15 protein-coding genes are annotated in these 21,031 nt (G+C 65.7%); 1 reads left to right on the forward strand and 14 read right to left on the reverse strand.

Features of this window, described 5'->3' with window-relative positions; all coding sequences use genetic code 11:
- Positions 1-11: 11 nt before the first annotated feature.
- From H6955_07250 to H6955_07285, 8 genes are all read right to left on the reverse strand, one after another.
- Positions 12-1,514: an NADH-quinone oxidoreductase subunit M gene (locus tag H6955_07250; protein ID MCP5313335.1), complete on the reverse strand. Its 1,503-nt coding sequence runs from the start codon at positions 1,512-1,514 to the stop codon at positions 12-14.
- 58 nt (positions 1,515-1,572) lie between these two features.
- Complete coding sequence (locus tag H6955_07255) at positions 1,573-3,099, reverse strand: NADH-quinone oxidoreductase subunit M (GenBank protein MCP5313336.1); 1,527 nt, start codon at positions 3,097-3,099, stop codon at positions 1,573-1,575.
- Positions 3,100-3,145: 46 nt separating this feature from the next.
- On the reverse strand, positions 3,146-4,702 hold the full coding sequence (locus tag H6955_07260) for a hypothetical protein (protein MCP5313337.1): 1,557 nt from the start codon (positions 4,700-4,702) through the stop codon (positions 3,146-3,148).
- Entirely contained in the window at positions 4,692-7,979 is a 3,288-nt protein-coding gene (locus H6955_07265) for a DUF2309 domain-containing protein (GenBank protein MCP5313338.1), read from the reverse strand. Before H6955_07265 ends, H6955_07260 begins: the two co-directional genes overlap by 11 nt.
- A 66-nt stretch (positions 7,980-8,045) precedes the next feature.
- Positions 8,046-9,509 (reverse strand): NADH-quinone oxidoreductase subunit M, encoded by a 1,464-nt coding sequence (locus H6955_07270; protein ID MCP5313339.1) that lies wholly within the window; start codon positions 9,507-9,509, stop codon positions 8,046-8,048.
- 380 nt (positions 9,510-9,889) lie between these two features.
- Positions 9,890-12,352, reverse strand: a complete 2,463-nt coding sequence (locus tag H6955_07275; GenBank protein ID MCP5313340.1) for an EAL domain-containing protein — start codon at positions 12,350-12,352, stop codon at positions 9,890-9,892.
- Positions 12,353-12,358: 6 nt separating this feature from the next.
- Complete coding sequence (locus H6955_07280; GenBank protein ID MCP5313341.1) at positions 12,359-13,330, reverse strand: ABC transporter substrate-binding protein; 972 nt, start codon at positions 13,328-13,330, stop codon at positions 12,359-12,361.
- A 157-nt stretch (positions 13,331-13,487) separates the two neighbouring features.
- The gene (locus H6955_07285; GenBank protein ID MCP5313342.1) at positions 13,488-13,730 is read right to left on the reverse strand and encodes a CDGSH iron-sulfur domain-containing protein; all 243 of its coding nucleotides are present in this window, start codon (positions 13,728-13,730) and stop codon (positions 13,488-13,490) included.
- Between the two features lie 230 nt (positions 13,731-13,960).
- Between H6955_07285 and H6955_07290 the strand changes: the two genes are divergently transcribed.
- Complete coding sequence (locus H6955_07290) at positions 13,961-14,827, forward strand: HDOD domain-containing protein (GenBank protein MCP5313343.1); 867 nt, start codon at positions 13,961-13,963, stop codon at positions 14,825-14,827.
- A gap of 34 nt (positions 14,828-14,861) precedes the next feature.
- Here H6955_07290 and H6955_07295 read toward each other — a convergent pair whose 3' ends face one another.
- The 6 genes from H6955_07295 to H6955_07320 are packed head-to-tail and all read right to left on the reverse strand — an operon-like array spanning position 14,862 to position 20,911.
- Positions 14,862-15,926, reverse strand: a complete 1,065-nt coding sequence (locus H6955_07295) for a tartrate dehydrogenase (protein MCP5313344.1) — start codon at positions 15,924-15,926, stop codon at positions 14,862-14,864.
- Between the two features lie 20 nt (positions 15,927-15,946).
- Complete coding sequence (locus tag H6955_07300) at positions 15,947-16,957, reverse strand: Ldh family oxidoreductase (GenBank protein ID MCP5313345.1); 1,011 nt, start codon at positions 16,955-16,957, stop codon at positions 15,947-15,949.
- Positions 16,954-17,883: a hydroxyacid dehydrogenase gene (locus H6955_07305; GenBank protein ID MCP5313346.1), complete on the reverse strand. Its 930-nt coding sequence runs from the start codon at positions 17,881-17,883 to the stop codon at positions 16,954-16,956. Before H6955_07305 ends, H6955_07300 begins: the two co-directional genes overlap by 4 nt.
- Positions 17,884-17,931: 48 nt before the next feature.
- A complete protein-coding gene (locus H6955_07310) occupies positions 17,932-18,417 on the reverse strand; it encodes a tripartite tricarboxylate transporter TctB family protein (protein MCP5313347.1) in 486 nt (161 codons plus the stop codon).
- Positions 18,407-19,918, reverse strand: coding sequence for a tripartite tricarboxylate transporter permease (locus tag H6955_07315; GenBank protein MCP5313348.1), 1,512 nt, complete (start codon positions 19,916-19,918; stop codon positions 18,407-18,409). The genes H6955_07310 and H6955_07315 overlap by 11 nt, the downstream gene beginning before the upstream one ends.
- 45 nt (positions 19,919-19,963) lie before the next feature.
- Positions 19,964-20,911: a tripartite tricarboxylate transporter substrate binding protein gene (locus tag H6955_07320; GenBank protein MCP5313349.1), complete on the reverse strand. Its 948-nt coding sequence runs from the start codon at positions 20,909-20,911 to the stop codon at positions 19,964-19,966.
- Positions 20,912-21,031 lie beyond the last annotated feature (120 nt).

Genomic DNA, 21,031 nt, shown 5'->3' on the forward strand with positions numbered 1-21,031 from the left:
CCAGAGGTGGCTCAGGGTAACGGTGTACCCAGCCGGCTCACCCACAGTGCGCTGGCCGCGCGCGTGGTGTCCAGCACCAGCGCGGGATACAGTCCGGCCAACAGGATCAACGCGGCGAAGGCCCCCGCCAGCCACAGCTCGCGGCGACGCAGATCCACCAGTTCCTCGATCGCCGTGTTGCCGAATGGGCCGTAGAAGGTGCGTCGGTAGCTGTCGAGCAGGTAGGCGGCACCCAGCACCATGCCGACCAGTGCGGCCAGGCCCGCGCCGCGGTGGGCCTCCAGCGTGCTCATCAGGATCAGGAACTCGGCCGGGAACCCGGCGGTGCCGGGCACACCCAGCGACGCGAGCGCGAACAGGAAATAGAAAGCGGCGAACAGCGGCATGCTGCGACCCACACCGCCCAGGGCGATCAGGTCGGTCGAACCGACGCGTTGCTGCAACAGGCCGGTGAGCAGGAACAGGCCGCCCGCGACCACGGTGAAATTCTGCAGCTGGAACACCGCCCCCTGCAGACCCGGCTCGCTGAACGAGGCGACACCCAGCAGCACCAGGCCGACGTGGCTCATCGAGGCGTAGGCGAGCATGCGCCGCAGATTGGTCTGCGCGAGCGCGGCAAGCGCCCCGTACAGAACACCGACCACGCCGAGCCCGGCGATGAGCCAGTGCAGTTCCTGCGCGGCCTGCGGCGCCAGCGGTATCGCAAAACGGATCAGCCCGTAGGCACCCAGCTTGAGCCCGGTCAGCAGGGCCGCGACCGCGGCTGGTCCCTCCATGCCCGCGACCGGCAACCAGGTGTGCATGGGGAACACCGGAATCTTCACCGCGAAACCCAGCAGCAGCAAAAGGAACACCGCGAGCTCGGTGCCGGCAGGCAGTGGCGTCGCGAGCAGCTCGCGATAGTCCCAGGCCAGTCCGGCGGGCACGCCAACGCCGCTGAGATCGGCCTGGTGGAACGCCAGCAGCAGGATGCCGAACAGCAGCGGAACACCGCCGGCAAGCATGAACAGCGCGTATTTCACCGCGGCGTAGCGACGATGCGCGCCCGGTCCCCACAGACTGATCAGGAAGTACAGCGGGATCAGGCTGAGGTCCCAGAACAGGAAGAACAACATCAGGTCGAGCGAGCAGAAGATCCCGAGTGTCGTGTTCTCGAGCAACAACAAGAGCGTGTAGTACAGCCGCGGCAGGCTGTGCACGCTGTTCCACGAGGCCGCGATCACGCCGAGGAACAGCGCCACGGTCAGCGGCAGAAACAGCACCGAGATACCGTCGACGCCCAGCAGGTAGTGGATGTTCAGCGTCGGTATCCAGCTCGCATGCTCGACCAGTTGGAAACCGCCTTCGGTGGCATCGAACTGCAGCACGACCACGACCGCGAGCGACAGGTCGAGCAGCGCGGTCAGCAACGCGATGCGACGCGCCTGGCGTGCGTCGGGCACCAGCCAGATCAGCAGCGCGCCCAGCGGCAGGCTCCACAACATCAGGCTGAGCCAGGGTACCGACGTGCTCATCGCACCACCCCCGCATCGGGCGTCGCCCGCGCCTGTGATCGGTGTGGAGAGCGGAACATCATCGGTTTCCCGTCGCCCCCGAGTAGAAGCTGCTCAGCTGCTCGAGCGGCAGATCGATCAGGTTCAGCCAGGGTTCGGTATAAAAACCGGCACCGAGCATCACCACGACCAGCACACCGGCGATGACCCGCTCCGGTGTCGTCACACCCGGTCCGCCGGCCATCGCGTTGGGGACACGAGCGGGTGCAAGAAAGGCGCGCTGAAACGCCCACAGCAGGAAACCCGCGGCCAACACGTTGCCCAGCGCCGCAGCCACGGTCAGCAGACCGCCGAAGCGCTGAACCGAGGCCTCGAGCACCAGGTGTGCCGCGTCGAAACCGGGCGTACCGGGCATGCCGACGATCGACAGTCCGGCGACCAGGAACGCGATACCGACCAGCGGCATCTGGTCGAACAGGCCACCGAGCTTGGCGAGCAGACTGGTGCCGGCACGCCGGAACATCAGGCCGGTCATGAACACCAGGGTCACCAGCGCCAGGCCGAAGGTGACCGACAGCATCACGCTGCCCTGGAACGCCCTGTGGTCGAGACTGAACAGGCCGAGCACCAGGATGCTGGTATGCGACACCACGGCGAACGCCAGCAGGCGACGCAGGTTCTCCTGCAGCATCGCCATCAGTGCCGCGTAGAAGATCCCGACGACCGCAAACGCGAACACGTACGACTGCCACGCCTGCACGGCCTCCGGCAGCAGCGGGAAAACGAAGCGCAGCAGTCCGTAGACGCCGACCTTGAGGCCGAGCAGCAGCGTCGGCGCGACCGCGATGTCGCCATGCTCGGCGACCGGCGGCAGCCATCCGTGGAACGGAAACAGCGGCGTGCGGATCGCCAAGCCGTAGAACAGCAGGAAGAACACCACGGCCTGCGAGGCCGGCGCCACCGGTACCCGAGCCAGTTCGGCGAGGTCGAACGCCCAATGCCGGCCGCCGTCCTGGGCATGCCCCCAGCCGAGCAACAGGGCGCCGATCAACATCAGAAGTATCCCGGCACCCATGAACTGGTAGTAACGCACGAGCGCGGTGTCCCTGGCCGGCGAGGTCGCCCAACGCCCCAGGACATCGCCGATCAGACCCAGCTGCACCGCGGACAGCACCACGAACCACATCAGGTTGAGTGTCGAGAACATCATCATCAGGGTCGATTCGACGGCAAATACCAGCGCCATCAGCTGCCACGTCGGACCCAGTCCACGAATCGGCCCGTACACCATCACCAGCAGGCTGGTGAGCGCAGACAACAGGATGAACAACACGCTCACGCCGTCGACCGCGGCGTGGTAGTCGAGTGGGCCGAACAGGTGCCACCACTCGGCGAACTGCATCGCCGGACTGGTCGGGTCGTAGTCGAGATACAGCTTCACGGCCAGCAACATCTCCACTGTCGCGAGCAGCAGGCCGAGTCGCGCCAGGTGCGGCCAGGTCCGCAATGCCAGCATCAGCAGCGCCCCGAGCAAGGGCAGCAGCTGCAACACACTCAACAGCGGCAGGCCGGCATGCAGCGACCAGTGCAGTTCGATGATGCTCATCGCGTCACCCCGGACCGGCGCACCCGGCTCTCGCCCTTCGATGCCGTCACAGGATCACCACGAAGGTGGCCATGATCAGCAGCACCAGATAGCGCGGCTGGCTGAGCAGCTGCTCGATACGTTCGGCATGCACGCCGATCCGGCGGATCATGGCGTACAGGCCTTCGCCGCCGCCACGCAGCACCAGGCGTACCTCGACCCAGTGCAGCACCGTCGCGGTCCATTCGAGGATGCGACCGAGGATACCGCTGCCCTGCACGATGCCGCCCTCGGCGAGGTTCACGAAGCCGCGCCGGCGCGCCTCGAACTCGGCCAGCGACGACAGCGTGCTGGTCTGTGCCGGCAGGCCGATGGCACGCGTCACGACCTGCTCGTCGAACGCCTGCACATCGCGAGCAAGTGCGCGGGTCGGGCGCACCAGCAGCCAGTCCGCCAGCGGATCCAGCCAGAAGCGCTGTTGCGCCGCGTGGTAGAGCCCGCGGCGTTCCGCCAGCCAGGCGGGGACCGGGCGTGCGGTGCGACTCACGCGATGCATCAGGCTGGGCGCATGCAGGAACTGGTAGGCACGCCACAGCGCATGCAGCGCCAGATGCCAGGCGGCCAGCGCCGGCCACCCGAGCCCACACCACAGAAACATCAGACCGACCTGGGCGGTGGTCGAAGACATCAGCGAACTCTTGACGTCGCTCTGCACCAGGCCACTCAACCAGCCATACAGTGCCGTCGACAACCCGAGTGCGGCGATCAGCGCCTGCACCGCGGGCGCCTGCTGCAGCAGTGGATCCAGGCGGATCAGCAGGAACACACCGGCATGCACCATCAGCGCGCCATAGAAGAGCGCGCTCGACGGTGTCGGCCCCTCGAGTGCGCGGCTGATCCAGGGTGCGAACGGCACCTGCGCCGACTTGACGAGCGCCGCGAGTGCGAACGCCAGCGCGATCAGGTCGGCACGCAACGGGTCGAGCGCGCCGCCGGCGTCCACTGTCACGGGCCAGGCGATGCCGCCGAGCCAATGGAACATCAGAAAGATCCCGAGCAGGAAACCGACATCACCGATGCGGTTGGTGATGAAGATCCGGGTCGCATTGCGGGTCGCGACCGGTCGATCGAGGCGATACGCGATCAGCAGATAGGAACTCACACCGGCCAGCTCCCAGCCGACGAACGCGAGCGCCGCATTGCCGGCCAGCACGATCAGCTGCATCGCCGCGGTGAACAGCAGCAGTACCATGAAGAAGCGCTGGAAACCGGCCTCGCGGTGCATATAGCGCACGGCGAAACGGATCGTCAGCAGCGCGATCACGGCGACCAGGTTGACCATCGCCAGGCCGAGGGGATCCAGCGAGAAGCCGATCGGGATCACATAAGGCCCGCTGAGCAACCAGGGACCGAACACCACGTCACCCGGCGCACCCTGCCACAGGGCCTGTAGACCGAAAGCCGCGCCGGTTACCAGCGACAGGGTCACCACGCCGAGCGAGACCCGAGCGGCATGCGGTTCACCGGTCTCGCCGTGATCGCGGCCGGACAGAAAGCCGAGCGCGAGCCAGGCCGCGCCCAGCAGCGGCGACAACGGGATCAGCCAGGTCAACTCAACCGGCATCGCTCTCCCCTGCCTGGGCGACCAGCACCGGATCGAGCGGCGCGAGTGTGCCCGGGTAGTAATCGGACGAACGCGCGACGGTCGGCAGGGCCACGACCGGCCCCTGCCAGGGTTTCCAGCCGCCTGCGGGTTCGAACAGGTGAATCGCCGCCGAGTCGGGGGCCTTGGCCGCCAGCAGCAGCCAACCGTTGCCGATCAGTTCCTGCAGTGCCGGTTGACGCCCATAGATCGCGCTCAACACCTCGGTTTGCGCCTCGACGACCACCAGCAGGCGGATCGGCTCGTGGATCTCGATCATCTGCTCCGGCAGGCCGGTGCGCAGGTCCGAGGCCGCGCCGTCCATCACGCCGAAGAAGCCGGCCAGGTTGTGCGTGACCTTCGAGCCCGCGCCATAGTGTTCGTTGTCGACCGTCGAGAAATAGTACTCGAGGTTGATGCCCGCGCCGACCGGCGCATTGGCCAGCAACACCGACTCGAGCACGCTGCCATCGGGGTCGCGCGTCGGGTCATACGAGATCAGGAAGGCACGCCGGTCGAGGAACAGTCCCTGGCTGAAGGTGCGGCGCCCGATCAGCGCACAGGCATTGGTGGCGTGCCCCAGTTCTGGCCGCGCCTGGCTGAAGTCCAGGGTACGTTCGACGACGTGCTCCAGGGCCTGTTCCGGCGACGGGTCGACCGGTGCCGAGGCGAACTTGCGGCAACGCTCGTGCGCATGCTGGCGGCCTACCTGTTGCAGGGTGCGATCGAGGCGTTCGAAGGCACCGAGCAATGCATCCGGGATCAGGTCTGCGTCATACCAGGTGATCGTCTCACTGCAGGTGTTGTGCTCGGCGGCGACGAACCAGCAGTCGTCCGGTATCAGGACCTGCCGCGCCCGCAACAGGACGCGCACCGCGGGGCGATTCGCCATCGCCGCGAAGATCCGAGCATTGGGACCGCTGTGATTGCCGCTGCAGGCGCCACAGTTGTAGGCAGACAGATGCGGGTTGTTGTCGCTGTCCGAGCCGTGCCCCATGATCACCACCAAGGCCGCGAGGCCGTCGGTGAGACCGATGCCGCGCAGGAAGTGCTCGACCCGCGACACCTGTTCCTCGGTCACGAAACCGGCCTGCACGTTCGCCGGACCCGGCACGCCGTCGTAGGCCGCCGCGGTGATTGCGACCTCGGTCGGGACCCTCAGGTCGACCCGCCGCTGCAGGCGTTGCGCCCACTGCCCGAATGCGCGCGGTGCGAACACCTTGCCGGCCAACGCGGCGGCGGCCGCCGGCGCCGCCAGCGCGATCCCCAGCGTCGAACTCAACAGATTGCGGCGGATCTCGTGATGCAGCGCATCGCGCAACCACACCCGCACACCATGCCGGCGGCGATGCGCCTCGTATTGCCCGGCACTGTCCGCACGCGGCCGCTCGCGGACCTCGTTGGCCGGCACGATCACCACCGGCGTCGAGGCCGTCGCGTGCGTGTCGTCCAGGCCGCGCCAGTAACTGGGGACGCCAAAGTGGGCCGCGGCACCGAGTGTCTCGACCGTCGGATCGCGTTCTTCGAGATGTCGACGCGTGCCCTCTTCCCGGTCGTCCATGCAGAACACCAGTTGCGCCGATGGGCGCTCGGTACGTGCCTGCCACCGGCCGCGCCCCTGGTTGTTCACCAGCGCGTTGAAGATCCGGTCGCGGTAGTGATGCTCGTGGGCCCGCAGCCAGATGAAACCCATCGCCTGTTCATCCAGCCGCTCCAGGCAGTCGAACAGCGCGGCGACCTGGGCCCCGTCGAGCGCGCGCAACGCGTCGCCCGACAGACCCAGATGCTGGGCGAGCCGGAACAACGGCCAGGCGTTCTCGGCGACCCCACGGTGTGGCCGGTCGGCGACCTGGCTGTGTTCCCAGGTCAGGATCAGCTGGGCGAGGCGGTACCACTGGTCGGCCGACGGGTCGCCGCGGCGGTGCATCGACTGGCCGACCAGGCGCTGTGCGTGGGTCGCGAGATACTCGGGCAGGCGGCCGTCGAACAAACGGTGTCGGACCAGGAACTCCGCGGGGGCATGACGGAACTGCCAGCGCAACATGTCCAGGCGCGGCTCTATACCCCAGGTCTTTGCGCACAGCCGGCGGGCGAACAGGCGCTCGAGTGCTAGACGTACCGCCAGATAGTCGATCATCTCGACCGGCTGTGCCTGACCCTGGTGCCCCGGGTGCAGATGGCGCCACAGGAACATACCCGACCATCCGGGCAACTCCAGCGCCAGCCGCTCGAGATAACCGATCCAACGCGCCTGCGGCAGGTCGAGACGTTCGAGTTCGACGACGATCGCATCGAGCGGGTCCGCGGGCAGCTCGTCGAGGTGCGCGTGCCAGTCGTACAGGTCCTCGAGAATCCAGGTCGGCAGGTCGCCACGGTCGTCCCGCCAGGCCTGGTAGAAGCCCTGGGCGCGCTGCCCCGCGTGCCAGGCCGCGGTGCCCAGGTCGAGGAAGTTGCCGAGATGGCGCAACAGGTAGGGCCGGACGTCGGCGAGCAGGTCGTGGCCGGTCAGACGGAAGAGCAGACCGCCGAGCGTGAGCTCGCCGCCGACCCGCGCCAGCAGGGCCTGCATGTCGCGTTCGGCCACCCGGTGCAGATGCCGGCGCGCCAGGCCGTCGGTCGCACCGTCGGCGATCTCGGTCGAAAGCTGGCTGAACATCGCCTCGGCACGCGCCGGCGCGAGATCCAGCAGTTCCTCGGGGTGGCGCACGAAATGCTGCAGATCGAGTACCTGCAGACAGGCCCTCCACAGGTCGGCGACGGCGTCCGGCGGCTCGACGCCGGCAGTCTTCGACAGCCGGTCGCGCGTCTCCGCCGGTACGTCGTCCTGGAAACGTCCGAGCACACCCAGTTCCTCGATCTGCCAATTGAGCTGGCTGCTCGTGATCCCGTGCAGTGGATACAGCAGCGCCAGGAGGTAGACGTCACGCCGGGTGACCGGTCCGTCGGCGCCCTGCCAAAGGACCTGTCCGGACTGCAGCTGTTGCCCATCGTCGAGCACCGACAACAGATCGTCGCGCGTGATGCGGCCCTCGCGGTGCAGGGCGCGGTATCGCGCGAGCGGCAGGTAACCGCGCGCACCCGTGATGCGACGCGCCTCGGCCAGTGCCTCCTGGAATGGCAGGTGCTGGTAGCCATGCAGTGTGTTGTGATGAACGAACCCCTGGATGGGCGCCTGTCCCGGCAGCACGTGCTCCAGACGCTCCACGGCAGCGCGGATCGCCGCACGGATATCGTCGACCGGTTGCACCGAGACGCTCATGAGGCCTCTTCCCGGCGCCGCCCCGGTGCCGCCGATCGACTCGTCTGGCAATCCACGGATATCACGTCACTGCCCCAGGAAGGCGGTGTTGAAGCGCCCGACCGACGCCGAGACGAGATGCAGGGCACCGGCCGGGAAGACACCGAGCAGCACGATACCGGTGGCCAGCACACCGGCCGCCAGCAGCTCGCCGGCGCGCAGGTCCTCGACCTGCCGCATCTCGTCGCGCACCGGCCCGGTGAACAATCGTCCGACGGTACGGATCGCATAGGCCGCGCTGATCATCACGCCGAGACTGAGCAGCACGACCATCCAGCCCCAGGCCTGGAACCCCCCGATCAGGGTGTGCAGTTCGGCGATGAAGCCGGCGGTGCCGGGCAGACCGGCTGCAGCGAACAGCGCCAGTACGGTGAAGAACGCGAAGCGCGGGGTGATGCGTACCAGCGAACTGTAATGGCCGATCTCCCGCGTATGGGTACGCTCGTACAACAGGCCGACCAGCAGGAACAATGCCCCCGCAACCAGTCCATGGGCCACCATCTGCATCACCGCACCGGTCAGGCCGGCGACATTCAGCGCTGCGATGCCGAGCAGCACGACGCCCATATGGCTGACCGAAGAGTACGCGACCATCGCCTTGAGATCGGTCTGGCGCCACGCGAGGAGACCGCCGTACAACAGGCTGACCAGTGCCAGCGCGGTGAGCAGCGACTGCAATGCTACGACCGCATCCGGCAGCGTCTGCGCCGCACGAATCAGGCCGTAGGAACCCATCTTGAGCAGGATGCCGGACAGCAGAATGGACACCGGCCCCGGCGCCTCCACGTGCGCCAGCGGCAGCCAGCCGTGGATCGGAAAGATCGGCATCTTCACCCCGAAACCGATCAGGAAGCCGAAGAAGATCAGTATCTGCGCCTCCCGCGGGAGTTGCTGTGCACCGTCGGCGAGGTCGGCCATCGCGAACGAATGCGTCGAGGACGCATCGAACAACACCAGCAGCGCGATCAGCATGAACACCGAGCCGCCCATCGTGTACAGCACGAAATTCAGCGCCGCGCCGTGCCGGTTGCGCCCCCCCCAACGGTCGATCAGGAAGAACAGCGGGATCAGGGTCAGTTCCCAGAACACGTAGAACAGCGACCAGTCGCGTGCCATGAACACGCCGAGCAGCGCCGATTCCAGTCCCAGCATCAGCAGGTAATAGCCGCGCACGCGTTCGCGGATCGAGCCGGAGGCGAGCACCGCAATGAAACACAGCAGTGTTGCGAGCAGCACCATCGGATACGAAAAGCCGTCCACGCCGAGCGCGAACGAGGTGCCGAGACGCGGGTTCCAGCTGTACTGCTCGGCCCACTGGGCACCGGCGACGCTGTCGTCGAACAGACCGAGCAGGCCCCACGCCAGCAGCATCGTCAGACTGGTGAAAGCCACTGCCAGACGACGCATCCACTCGACACGCGCGCGTGGCAATATCAACAACAGTGCGGCACCACTGGCGGGCAGCAACAGCAGGATCGACAACACGGGGATACCGTGCATCACGGGAGCGAGGTCCTCCCGGCTGCAGCCATGGCCAATTGCCCGGCGGACGATCCGGCGCGGAGGCATCCGTCGCGGGGCGAAGGCGCCGGATCGGCGCAACCGGACGACGAGGTGATTGTCGGCTGCGACAGCATCGCGGCAATGGCTGGCCGGGTGAAGGTTGCCTGCCCGACCTCATCGACGATGTTCGCGAACCCCAGGCCGTACAACCGTACGCGGCCGACCGTGTCGATCTCTGCTGTCACCTGGTTCCGCCCCTCCGCACGGCGCCTGCCTGGACCGATCAGCGCCAGGAGATACCCCAGGATAGGCGCAATCCAAAAGCGGAACAAATGCTGGACGCGCGGCGTGCCGATACGCCGGTACAGTCAGGAGCCGGTCGAACGGATCTGCTCGATGATGCGCTGCTCGAACTCGGAGGCGGGCATGGGTTTTGCGAACAGGTAGCCCTGACCATAGTCGCAGCCCATGCCACGCAACAGATCACGCTGCTTCTCAGTCTCGATGCCCTCCGCGACGACCTTCAGTCCGAGTTTGTGCGCCATGATGACGATCGCTTCGACCAACGTCTGTTCCGTGGAGCCGCCACCGAGGTTGCGCATGAACGAGCGGTCGATCTTGAGGTAGTCGATATCCAGTTCCTTGAGATACGCAAGCGACGAGTAGCCGGTACCGAAGTCGTCGATCGCGACCTGCACACCCGCGTCACGGCACCGAAGCAGGATCGATGCGACATTTTCCTCTTTTTCGAGCAACAGACCCTCGGTGATCTCGATAATGATGCTCTCACCGGGCAGCCCATAGCCCGCCAGTTCTTCCAGCCAGCGGCCGCGGTCCTCATGTTGCGTCCTGAGCTGCATCGGCGACACGTTGACGCTGAGTTGGAACGAATCACACAGATACGGCTTCCAGGCGCTGAGCTGCTCGAAGGCACGTCGGAACACCCAGTCACCGATCTCGTTAATCACGCCGGTCTCCTCGGCGATCGGAATGAAGCCGGCCGGACTGATCTCGCCTTTTTCCGAATGGAACCACCGCAGCAGGACCTCGGCCTTGCAGACCGATCCGTCGGCGAGATCGACCACCGGCTGGAAAAACAGCTTGAACTCGTCGTTGCTGATCCCCTTGCGCAGGTCCCTGGCAATCTGCATGCGCAACAGTGACGCCTGCTGCAATACCGGCGTGAAATAGTGATACCGGTTCTTGCCCTGCTTCTTCGCCTCGTACATCGATTGGTCAGCGAACTGGATCAGGTTTGCGGCGTTGTCGGCGTCGTTCGGGAAGTTGGCGATGCCGATGCTCGCGGTCACGAACACGCTTTCGCCGTTCAGCTCGTAGGGATGTCCTATCGCCTGGATCAGTTTGGCCGAGATTCGGTCGACCGACGAGGTATCAAGGTTGCCGGCGAGGATCACGACGAATTCGTCACCGCCCAGTCGCGCGACGATATCGGAGCTGCGTACCGCTTCGGTGAGCCGCCCCGCGGCCAATCTGAGCAGGGCATCACCGCTCTGGTGGCCGAGGACGTCGTTGATCTCCTTGAAACCATCGAGATCGAGGAACAGGACCCATACGCCGTAGCCTCCCCGGTTCGCCTTGTTGATCTCGCGGTCGAGTAGTTCGTGAAAAAGCTTTCGGTTCGGCAGCCCGGTCAGGGTGTCGTAGTTCGCCTGCCGCCAGACGATCGCCTCGCGTTCCTTGTTCTGCGAGATGTCGGTCATGGTGCCGACCATGCGTTGCGGCTCACCCGCCGCGGTGCGCTTTACGACCCGGCCCCGGCCCAGCACCCAGATCCAGGAACCGTCGCGTTTGCGCAACCGGTGCTCGGCACTCCACGATACAGTCCGTCCCTCGAGGTGTTCTTTCAGCGAACGCTGGACTGCCTCGCGGTCCTCTTCGTGGATCCGCTCGGCCCAGGTCGAATAATCGGAAGCCACGTCTTGTTCACCGAGGATCCGTCGCCAGGCCGGACTGTACTCGACCGTATCGCGCTGCACGTCCCAGTCCCACAGGCCGTCCTGCGCGGCATCGACGGCCAGACGGTGCGTCTCTTCGCTGTCCGCGAGATCCCGGCGGGTTCGTTCCAGCTTGTGAATCTTGTCGCTGAGGCGCGACCGCAGCGAATTGAAGGATTCGACAACGACGTCGAGTTCGTCGTGTGCACTGTTTGCCTTGCGGTCCAGCACCAGGGGATCGCCGATGCGCTCGAGCCGCATGTCGCGCAGGTAGCGCGCCATCCCCGAGAGGTGCCGCGTGATCAGGTACTGGACCAGCAGCAGGATCCCGAATGCGACGAAGAAGGTGCGGACGCCTTCGGTGACCAGCATCACCTTGAGGCGCTCGTACAGCCGGGCATGGAGAAGGCCCAGGTCGGTGCCCAGTTCCAGGGTCCCCAGCTGCACCAGGGGGCGCTTGCGGTCGTGAATCTCGAACGAATACCGCTTCATCGTCGCACCGCCTGTGTCGCGGGGCAGGTGAAAGCGCTCGCCGTACGCGGTCTTGAGATCGACCGCCTGGACATCCGGCATCGAGAGGATGCTCGCCAGCTGTGTCTGGATCAGCGCGGAATCGAGCTGCCAGATGCTCAGCCGCAGCGCCGGAACATGCGTGTGCTCGACACTGGCGATGCGCGCCTCCAGCAGCTCCAGGTCGCGGTTGTAGTCGGCGTAGAGCTGCACCGCGGTCGAGCCGACGGTAACCAGCACGCTGATCAACAGGATCACCTTGAGCAGCCTGAAATGCAGGCTGCTGTACGTCAGACCGCCGGCGCTGAACCAGGCGCGCACACCCCCACCGTCGGTGGCTTCGGAATTTTCCTGCTCGGTACGCATGGCGATTCAGCGCGCCCCGGCCGCCGTGCATCCGGCCTGTTCGATCCAGGCCGACGATTTCGGTTGATGGGCGTCGAGCCAGTGGGCCGCGGCCTCGGGAGCGCTGTAACCCTGCACTTCGACCAGCGCGGCCGCGGTGGCAATGTCTGCATTGGAAAAATCGATCGCACGCACCAGTGCGAAGCCGCACGGCCAGGTCTCGGGAAACGTGCGCGACACGGCCTTCTTCAGCCAGCCGTCTTTTGGATTGCCGCAGTCCCAGGCCAGTCGCCGGTTGATACCCCACTCCGGGTCGGTCTCGCAGGCCTCGGCGTAGGCGGGAAATTCGACGAATTCACCCGGGTAGACCGACTCGACCCAGTTCGGCGTCCAGTTGAACAGCACGACCGGCCGGGTGTGTCTCGCCGCATCCTCGAGCACTCCGCGCAACGCCGCGGCATCGGCGAGTTCGACCACCCGGAACGGCAGACCCAGGGCGCGTATCCGGGCGCGGTCGGGCTTTTCCCAGGGCCCGGTGTAGTAGACGCCGAGTTCGTTGGAACCATCCGAGAACTGCGCCGCGCAGGCCTTCAGTGCGGTCCAGTCCGGAAGTCCGGGGCAGGCCGCCTTGGCGTACTTCGGGTACCACCATTCCTCGCGTGTCAGCGCCGTGTGTGTGCCGGCGTCGACGACCAGCCCCCGCCGGGTGAGCTCGTTCATCTTGCTCGCCATGCTGCCTTCCCAGACCTCGACCTGGAGATCGGCCTGACCGCTGCTCAGCAGAAACCATTGGCTGTCCGCGTCTTCGGCGAGATAGCTGACCGGATAACCCAGCCTCTGCAGCAACAGGCCAACGATGTGCGAGGCAACGACCTGGCTGGTCCAGTCGAGCGTCAGGATCTTGATCGGTTGCGTGCTCGAACCGACCGGCTGCGTGTAGCAGCCGGAGACCAGTATCGCGAGGCACAATAATCGTCTGATTCGGATCCAGCTCGGCATATCGGAGTCGTCGCTTCCAGTGTGCTGGGCGATACAGGCCTGATTGCAGGCCCGTGACTTCAATGGGCTATCGGCTGGGATTCTCTGAAGTGAAGTCGGCGCGAAGCCGGTGCCCCGCGCCGCTGTTCAGCGGGCCGGCCGCGCGTGGCCGATCCGGCTACAGCTTCTGGTGGCTACCGTCGCAATACGGTTGCTCGGCGGTATGTTTGCAGCCGCAGAGGTAGACCTTGGCGGTCTTTTGTGCGGTGAACGCGACCGGTTCGAATCCCGTCCCCTGGTGGGACCCGTCACAGAAGGGCTGCTGCTTGCTGCGGCCGCAGGCACACCAGTAATACGTCTTGCCCTCTTCCACCTCGGTGGCATAAGGCGCCTTTTGGGCAATCACGGGTTCTTTGTCCATTCGTTTCCTCCTCAGGATGCATGCCCCGGCATCATTGCGAAACACGGCCGGCCTTCGCAAGCCCGGTGCCGCCCGACGGGAGCATGGGGCCGCAACGCCGCCTCGCGTGCCGGCGGGCTCAAGTCACAGACATTTCCGCCGATCCTAGGAGGACCCATCGGATACACCTTTGGCCGGGTCGCGCACCTGCCCTGCCCGCAGAACCCCACTCGATCACGGAGTACAGGCCCGTGGATGTCGACCATCTCGTCAATTCGGTCTCGGATCTCGTGTCGTTGCCCGACGTCTGTCTGAGGGTCAATGCCCTGCTCGAGGATCCACGCGCATCGGCGGAACAGATCGGCGAAGTCGTCAACTATGACCCAGGCCTGACCGCGCGGCTGCTGAAGATTGTCAACAGCGCCTACTACGGACTGCCTGGCCGCATCGAGACGGTTTCACGTGCGATTACCGTGATCGGCAGCAAGGACCTCCAGGCGTTGATACTGGCGACCTCGGCTGTCGAGGCGTTCAAGCAGGTGTCGACCGACCTGGTGGACATGGAGGCGTTCTGGCATCACAGCGTCTTCGCCGGGCTCAGCGCGCGCAACCTCGCCGCGCGTTCCGCCACACAGGGCGGCGAGACCCTGTTCGTGGCCGGACTCCTGCACGACGTCGGCAAACTGGTGATGTACCACGGCCTGCCCGGGCAATCACAGGAGATCCTCGCCCGCTGCGCCGCGGAGGGGACGGAACAGCATCAGGTGGAGCGCGAGGTACTGGGATTCGATCATGCGACAGTCGGCGCCGCGCTGCTGCAGGCCTGGCATCTGCCGGACAGCCTGGTCACCCCGGTACGGTTCCATCACGACATCGGCGCCGCGACCACCTTGGCGCGCGAAACAGCCCTCGTAAACATTGCCGACGCGATTGCGCATTCCGTCGAACCGGGTACCAAACAGCGGTCTGCGGCACCGCCCGGACGCACGGTCGCACCGCTCGCCTGGGACCTGTCCGGCTTGACTGCGGAGGTCGTCGGCCCGACGGTCGACGAGGTCAACCTCCAGTCGTTCGAGATGCTTGAGATCGTTTCCCCGGGGGCGATGCTGGTCGTCTGATCGATCTCCGGCTCCGGTCCGTCGCGGCCGCCAATCACAGCGCCGACGCGATCGCGTCACCGAGTTCTTTCGTGGTGGCATTGCCCCCGATGTCCGGCGTGCGCGGCGCCTGCGGATCCGCCAGCACCGTTTCGATCGCGGCCAGGATCGCGTCGTGCGCGGCACGGTGTCCGAGGTGGTCGAGCATCATCGCACCCGACCAGATCTGGCCGATCGGGTTTGCGACGCCCTTGCCCGCGATATCCGGTGCCGAGCCGTGTACCGGCTCGAAGCACGACGGAAACTCCCGCTCCGGGTTGAGGTTGGCCGACGGTGCAATACCGATGGTGCCGGTGCAGGCCGGCCCCAGGTCGGACAGGATGTCGCCGAACAGGTTCGAGCCGACCACGACATCGAACCAGTCCGGGTGACGCACGAAGTGCGCGGTCAGGATGTCGATATGGAACTTGTCCACCGAAACGTCCGGGTATGACCGCGCCATCTCGTCGACCCGGGCGTCCCAGAACGGCATCGTGTGGATGATGCCGTTCGACTTGGTGGCACTGGTCAGGTGTCGTGCCGGACGGCTTTGTGCGAGCTCGAACGCGTAGCGCAGGACACGATCGACACCTTTGCGGGTAAATACGCTCTCCTGGACCACGGTCTCCTGCTCGCTGCCGGCGTACAGCACACCGCCGATCTCGGAGTACTCGCCTTCGTTGTTCTCACGCACGATGTAGAAATCGATGTCGCCGGGAACCCGTCCGGCCAGCGGACAGGGCACTCCCTCGAACAGGCGCACCGGGCGCAGATTGACGTACTGCCGGAACTCGCGTCGTATCGGGATCAGCAGCCCCCACAACGAGACATGGTCGGGGACACCCGGAAAACCGACCGCACCGAGGAACACGGCATCATGCCCGGCGATCTGCCGGATACCGTCTGCCGGCATCATGCTGCCACGCTTGTGGAAACGCTCGCATGACCAGTCGAAAAGGTCCCAGTCGAAGCGGATACCGAAGCGGCCGCCGATCTTTTCCAGGACCTTTACGCCTTCGGGCACGACCTCGTGCCCGATACCGTCGCCAGGCACCAATGCGATCTTGTAGTTCGTCGTCACAACCTATACCTCACCCACGGTCAGGCGTTCGCCGACAGGCTCTGCAGTTCCTCGTGCAGCGCCTGCGGGACCGCCAGGCCATCGCGTGCGGCCGCGGCACGCAGCGCAAGACGCCGTGTACCGGGTAGCCGGGTCCCCGGCTGCGCGAGGATCGCCGCGATCAAGGTCTCGATGCGCTCGACGAAGGCCCCACCGGCGAATGCAGCGGGATCGATCGCGATCAGGAACTGGCCTACACCGGGCGGCTGGCCTTCGGCGGTAAAGAACGACGAGGCCTCGAAGCCGAATCGTGCACCGCTCAATGCCGCCGCGAGGATCTCGACCATCATCACCAGGGCCGCGCCCTTGGCGTCACCCATCGGCAACATGGTGCCCTGCAGCGCCGCCTCGGCGTCCGTCGTCGGCTTGCCGTCCCGGTCGAGCGCCCAGCCTTCGGGGATCGGCTCTCCCTGTCGTGCGGCGACCATGACCTTGCCGCGCGCGACCTTGCTCAGGCTGAGATCGATCACCAGCGGCGGCTCGGATCGTCGCGGCGCGGCAAACGCGATCGGATTGGTTCCGAACACACCGGTACTGCCTCCCCACGGCGCGATCGCCTGCGGGCTGTTGCCGAATACCAGCCCGAGCAGCCCGCGCGCCGCGAGCTGTTCGACGTGGTAACCGGCCTGGCCGAAGTGATGCGAGCGATGTACCGCGGCTGCCGCAACACCCGTGGCACCGACCAGCGTCGCCAGGGTCTCGACGGCCAGCGCCATCGCCGGAAAGGCAAAACCGTTTGCGGCATCGATACGTATCGCGGCGGTGGCGGTCTGATCGAGTGCCGGCTGTGCGTGCCCGTCGACCTTGCCGGAGGCCGCCTGGGCCGCGTACGACGGCAGACGCGAAAGACCGTGTCCCTTCTGCCCATCGACCTCCGCGGCGACCAGTGCACGTGCGACGCTGGCGGCGTTTGCGTCACTGGTCGCATGCCGCACGAGCACGGCGCTGGCGAGCGATTCGGCCTGCTCCAGGCTCAACGTGACCGTACTCATCGCTTGCGCAGCGCATTGCGCACGTTGTCGGCGGTGACCGCACTGACCCGCTCGTTCGATTCCCGAGTCACGCCGGCGATATGGGGCGTCAATACCAGATTGTCGACCCCCGCGAAGCGCGCACCGCCCGACGCCGCCACCGGCTCTTCCGCGAACACATCGATGGCGGCGCCCGCCAGGTGTCCCGACTTCAGTACACCGACCAGGGCGTCTTCGTCGACGATGCCTCCACGCGCGGTGTTCACCAGTACCGCGCCCGGCTTCATCTTGGCGATCGCCGGGCCATCCAGCAGCCCCCTGGTCGTATCGCTCAGCGGCACGTGCAGGCTGACCACGTCCGAGTGCCGCAACAGTGTATCCAGCTCGGCGCGCTCGACATCGCGCCACGCCGGATCGCCCGCGTCGACGAATGGATCGAACGCCATGACCTGCATGCCCAGCGCACGCGCGCGGCGCGCGGTCTCGCGCGCGATACCGCCGAAACCGATCAAGCCGAGCCGCTTGCCACCGATCTCGCGCCCCATACAGCGCTGGCGCGGCCACTCGCCTGCAATCACCGCAGGACCCGCCAGGTAGGCATCGCGCAGCAACAGCATCGCGGTCGCGACGACATACTCGGCGACCGCGACGTCGTTGGCGCCGGTAGCCGGGCAGACCGCAACGCCACGCTCGCGGCACGCCTCGAGATCGATGTTGTCGAGGCCCACGCCGAGCCGGCCGACGACCTGCAGGATCTTGCAGGCGTCGAGCAAGGCACCCCGTACCTGTGTCCGGTTGCGCACGATCAGCGCACGCGCATCGGCCACCGCCGCCGACAGCTGGTCGGGATGATCGACGAGGTCGGGGTCGTACAACACCTCGAACTCGCCGGCCAGGCCGTCGACCGCCGCCTGGTCCATGAATTCAGCAATCACGACATCAGCCACCGATGTCCTCCTGTGCGCAAAGTGATAAACGGGTGGATTCGGTGCGGGTTATTCAAACAGCAGGCCGGTCGGCAGCGGTACCAGCAGGACCTTGGCGAACAGCGCGTAGAAACCAAGCACCACGCCGACACCGATCAGCGGGTAGGCGACCATCCGATAACGTGTCCAGGGGTCGTACATCGCAAACTGCATCAGTGCCGCGAACGTCGCCAGGCCGGACAATACGAAACCGATATAGGGCATCAGCGCCGTACCGATGAGCATCGCCGCCACCAGCCCCACCCGGCGCGGGGTCGACGCACCCGGCATCGACACGCCATTGCCCGGCACCGGTCGCACCAGATTCCAGACGATCAACGCCACCGAGAATACGATCATCGCGATCGCGATCGCGCGCGGGAACACGTACGAGTCGGAATCCGCCATGTTGGTGGTATCCCATAGCGACACCGCGGCCAGCACGATGAACGCGACCGCGACCAGCATGCCGGCGACGTCACGCTTCGGCGATTGTGGGGATGCGTCAGTCGGCACGGACCTTCCTCCTACCCTTGCCCAGCCATCGCGCCCTGATCAACGGATAGAACAGCGACAACAGGATCAGTGCAATGATCGCCAGGCTGATCGGTCGGCCGAAGAACATGCCGACGAGGTCTTCTGTCGCCGCACCGATCGTCCATGCCTGGACGAACCCCTGCTCGGCAATGCTGCCGAGAATCAGGCCCAGCACGATCGGCGAGGGACTGAAACCGAAGCGGTTCAATATCCAGCCGACCACGCCCAGCACGATCATGACGACCACATCCGAAACGCTGTTGCGGATCGCGTAGGTGCCGATCATCGTCATGAACGCGACCGTCGGCACCAGCAGCGCCTTGGGTACCGTGATGATCGTCTTGTACGCGTACCGACCGATCACCAGGCCGGCAGGCAGCATCAACAGGGTCGCGAGGAACAGGCCATAGATGAAGGTGTAGACGATCGAGCCTTCCTCGGTGAACAGGTTCGGGCCGGTGCGCACACCCTGGATCAGCAGGGCGCCCAGGATCACCGCATCCGGTGGCGTGCCGGGTATGCCCAACACCAGCGTGGGGATGAAGCCGCCGCCGACGGTCGCGTTGTTCGCCGACTCGGTGGCCTGTATGCCCTCGGGTTCTCCCTTGCCGAACTGCTCGGACCGGTCGGAGCTGCGGCGCGCCTCCGAATAGGCGACCAGGCCGGCGATCGACCCGCCGGCACCCGGAAGAATCCCGACCAGGGTCCCGATCACCGAGCTGCGCACCAGATTGACCTTGCGGTTCCAGGAGATCGCCAATGCCTCGCGGAATCTGAATCCGCGCGGCTCGTGCGTTACCTTCAGGTGCTTGTCGGGGGTCGCCACCAGGTCGATCAGTACCGGTACGCAGTACAGCCCGATCAGCGCGCTGACGGTCTCGATGCCGCCAAGCAGGGTCTGGCTGCCGAAGGTGAAACGGATGTCGGCACTGATCTCGGCGACACCCACGCAGGCCAGCAGCAGGCCGAAGCAGGCCCCGATCAGTCCCTTCAGCAGGTTGCCCTCGGAGAGCGCGGAGATCAGCGTCAGGCCGAACACCGCGAGCCAGAAATACTCCACCGGCCCGAACGCGAGCGCGACGTCGGCAAGCGGTGGTGCCAGCATCAACAGGAATGCCGCACCGACCAGCCCGCCGACGACCGAAGCCAGACACGCCAGCGTGACGGCGAGATCCCCGTCGCCACGTTTGGCCATTGGAAAGCCATCGAAGGTCGTCGCGATCGCCGACGGCGTCCCCGGCGTGTTCAGCAGGATGGCGGCATAGGCACCGCCATAGATCGCCCCGGTATAGATGGCGCCCATCAGGATCAGCGCAGACGCCGGCGGCATCGTGAACGTGATCGGAACCAGGACGGCGACGGCCATGGTCGCGGTGAGCCCTGGCAGAGAACCTATCACCGTCCCCGCCACCACGCCGGCCAGCGCCAGCATGATGTTGAACAGTGTCAAGGCCTCCAGCAGGTATTCGATCCCCGGCATGGTCGCCGCCCTCCCGGCCCGGTCGTCGGACAGTCGGGTGGATGCTTACTTGACGACGCCGGCTTCGCGTGCCGCTTCGCCGTAGACCGCCTTCTTCTCGTCCATGAAGGCCTTCATCCCGGCATAGTCGACATCGAGCAGGGCCATGCCGTCATTCTCCATGCGCCGCTGAAACTCGGGATCCGCATTGATCTCACCGATCATCTTCGACAGCTTGACGCGAATGTCCTCGGGTGTGGACTTGGGCACTGCGATACCGCGATAGGCACCGGAGACCAGATCGAAACCCAGTTCCTTGAAGGTCGGCACATCAGGGAACTTCGGGTGACGCTTTTCCATGGCCACGGCGAGCAGACGCACCTGGTCCGCATGCTTTGCACCGACCGAGGTATAGCCCCACTCGGCCTTCACCTGGTCGCCCAACAATGCAGCAACCGCCTTACCGGTGCCCTTGAACGCGACATAGGTGGTCTTGATGCCGGCCATCTTGTCGAACAGCACCTGCGCCAGGTGGTTCGCGGTTCCCTTGCCCGAACCCGACAGGGTCAGCTTGCCCGGATTCTGCTTGGCATAGTCGATCACGTCCTGGACCGTCTTGAACGGGCTGTCCTTCGTGACGACCAGCGCGTCCGGGGTGTAGTGGAACATGTACACCCCCACGAGGTCGTCGGTCTGGAAGCCGACGTCTTTCTGCATCGGCTTGACGATGATATGCGGGAGGTTGATACCCATGATGGTATAACCGTCGCCCTTGCTGCTATTGAGCTGCGACCACCCGACGGCACCGCCGCCGCCCGGCTTGTACGAGATAACCAGGTCCTGACCGAACTTCTCCTTGAAGAAGGGTTGCTGATGGCGTGCAGTGATATCCGATTCGCCACCCGGTCCGAACGGAATGATGTAGCTGATGGGTTTGTCGGGATACTCGGCGAACGCCGCGTGCATGGGCATGATCGCCAGCAGGGCGACCGCGGCCAATTGCTTGAGTTTCATATCTCCTCCTCTCACCTCTGTTGTTATCGAATCAATGGACGGCGTCACAGTCGATCTATCGCGACGGACCTCCGCCATTCGTGCCGGTGTTCATTCACGTCCCTGTGAGCCACCGTTGAA

The organism is Chromatiaceae bacterium (assembly GCA_024235395.1).
Lineage (GTDB): Bacteria > Pseudomonadota > Gammaproteobacteria > Chromatiales > Chromatiaceae > Thiosocius.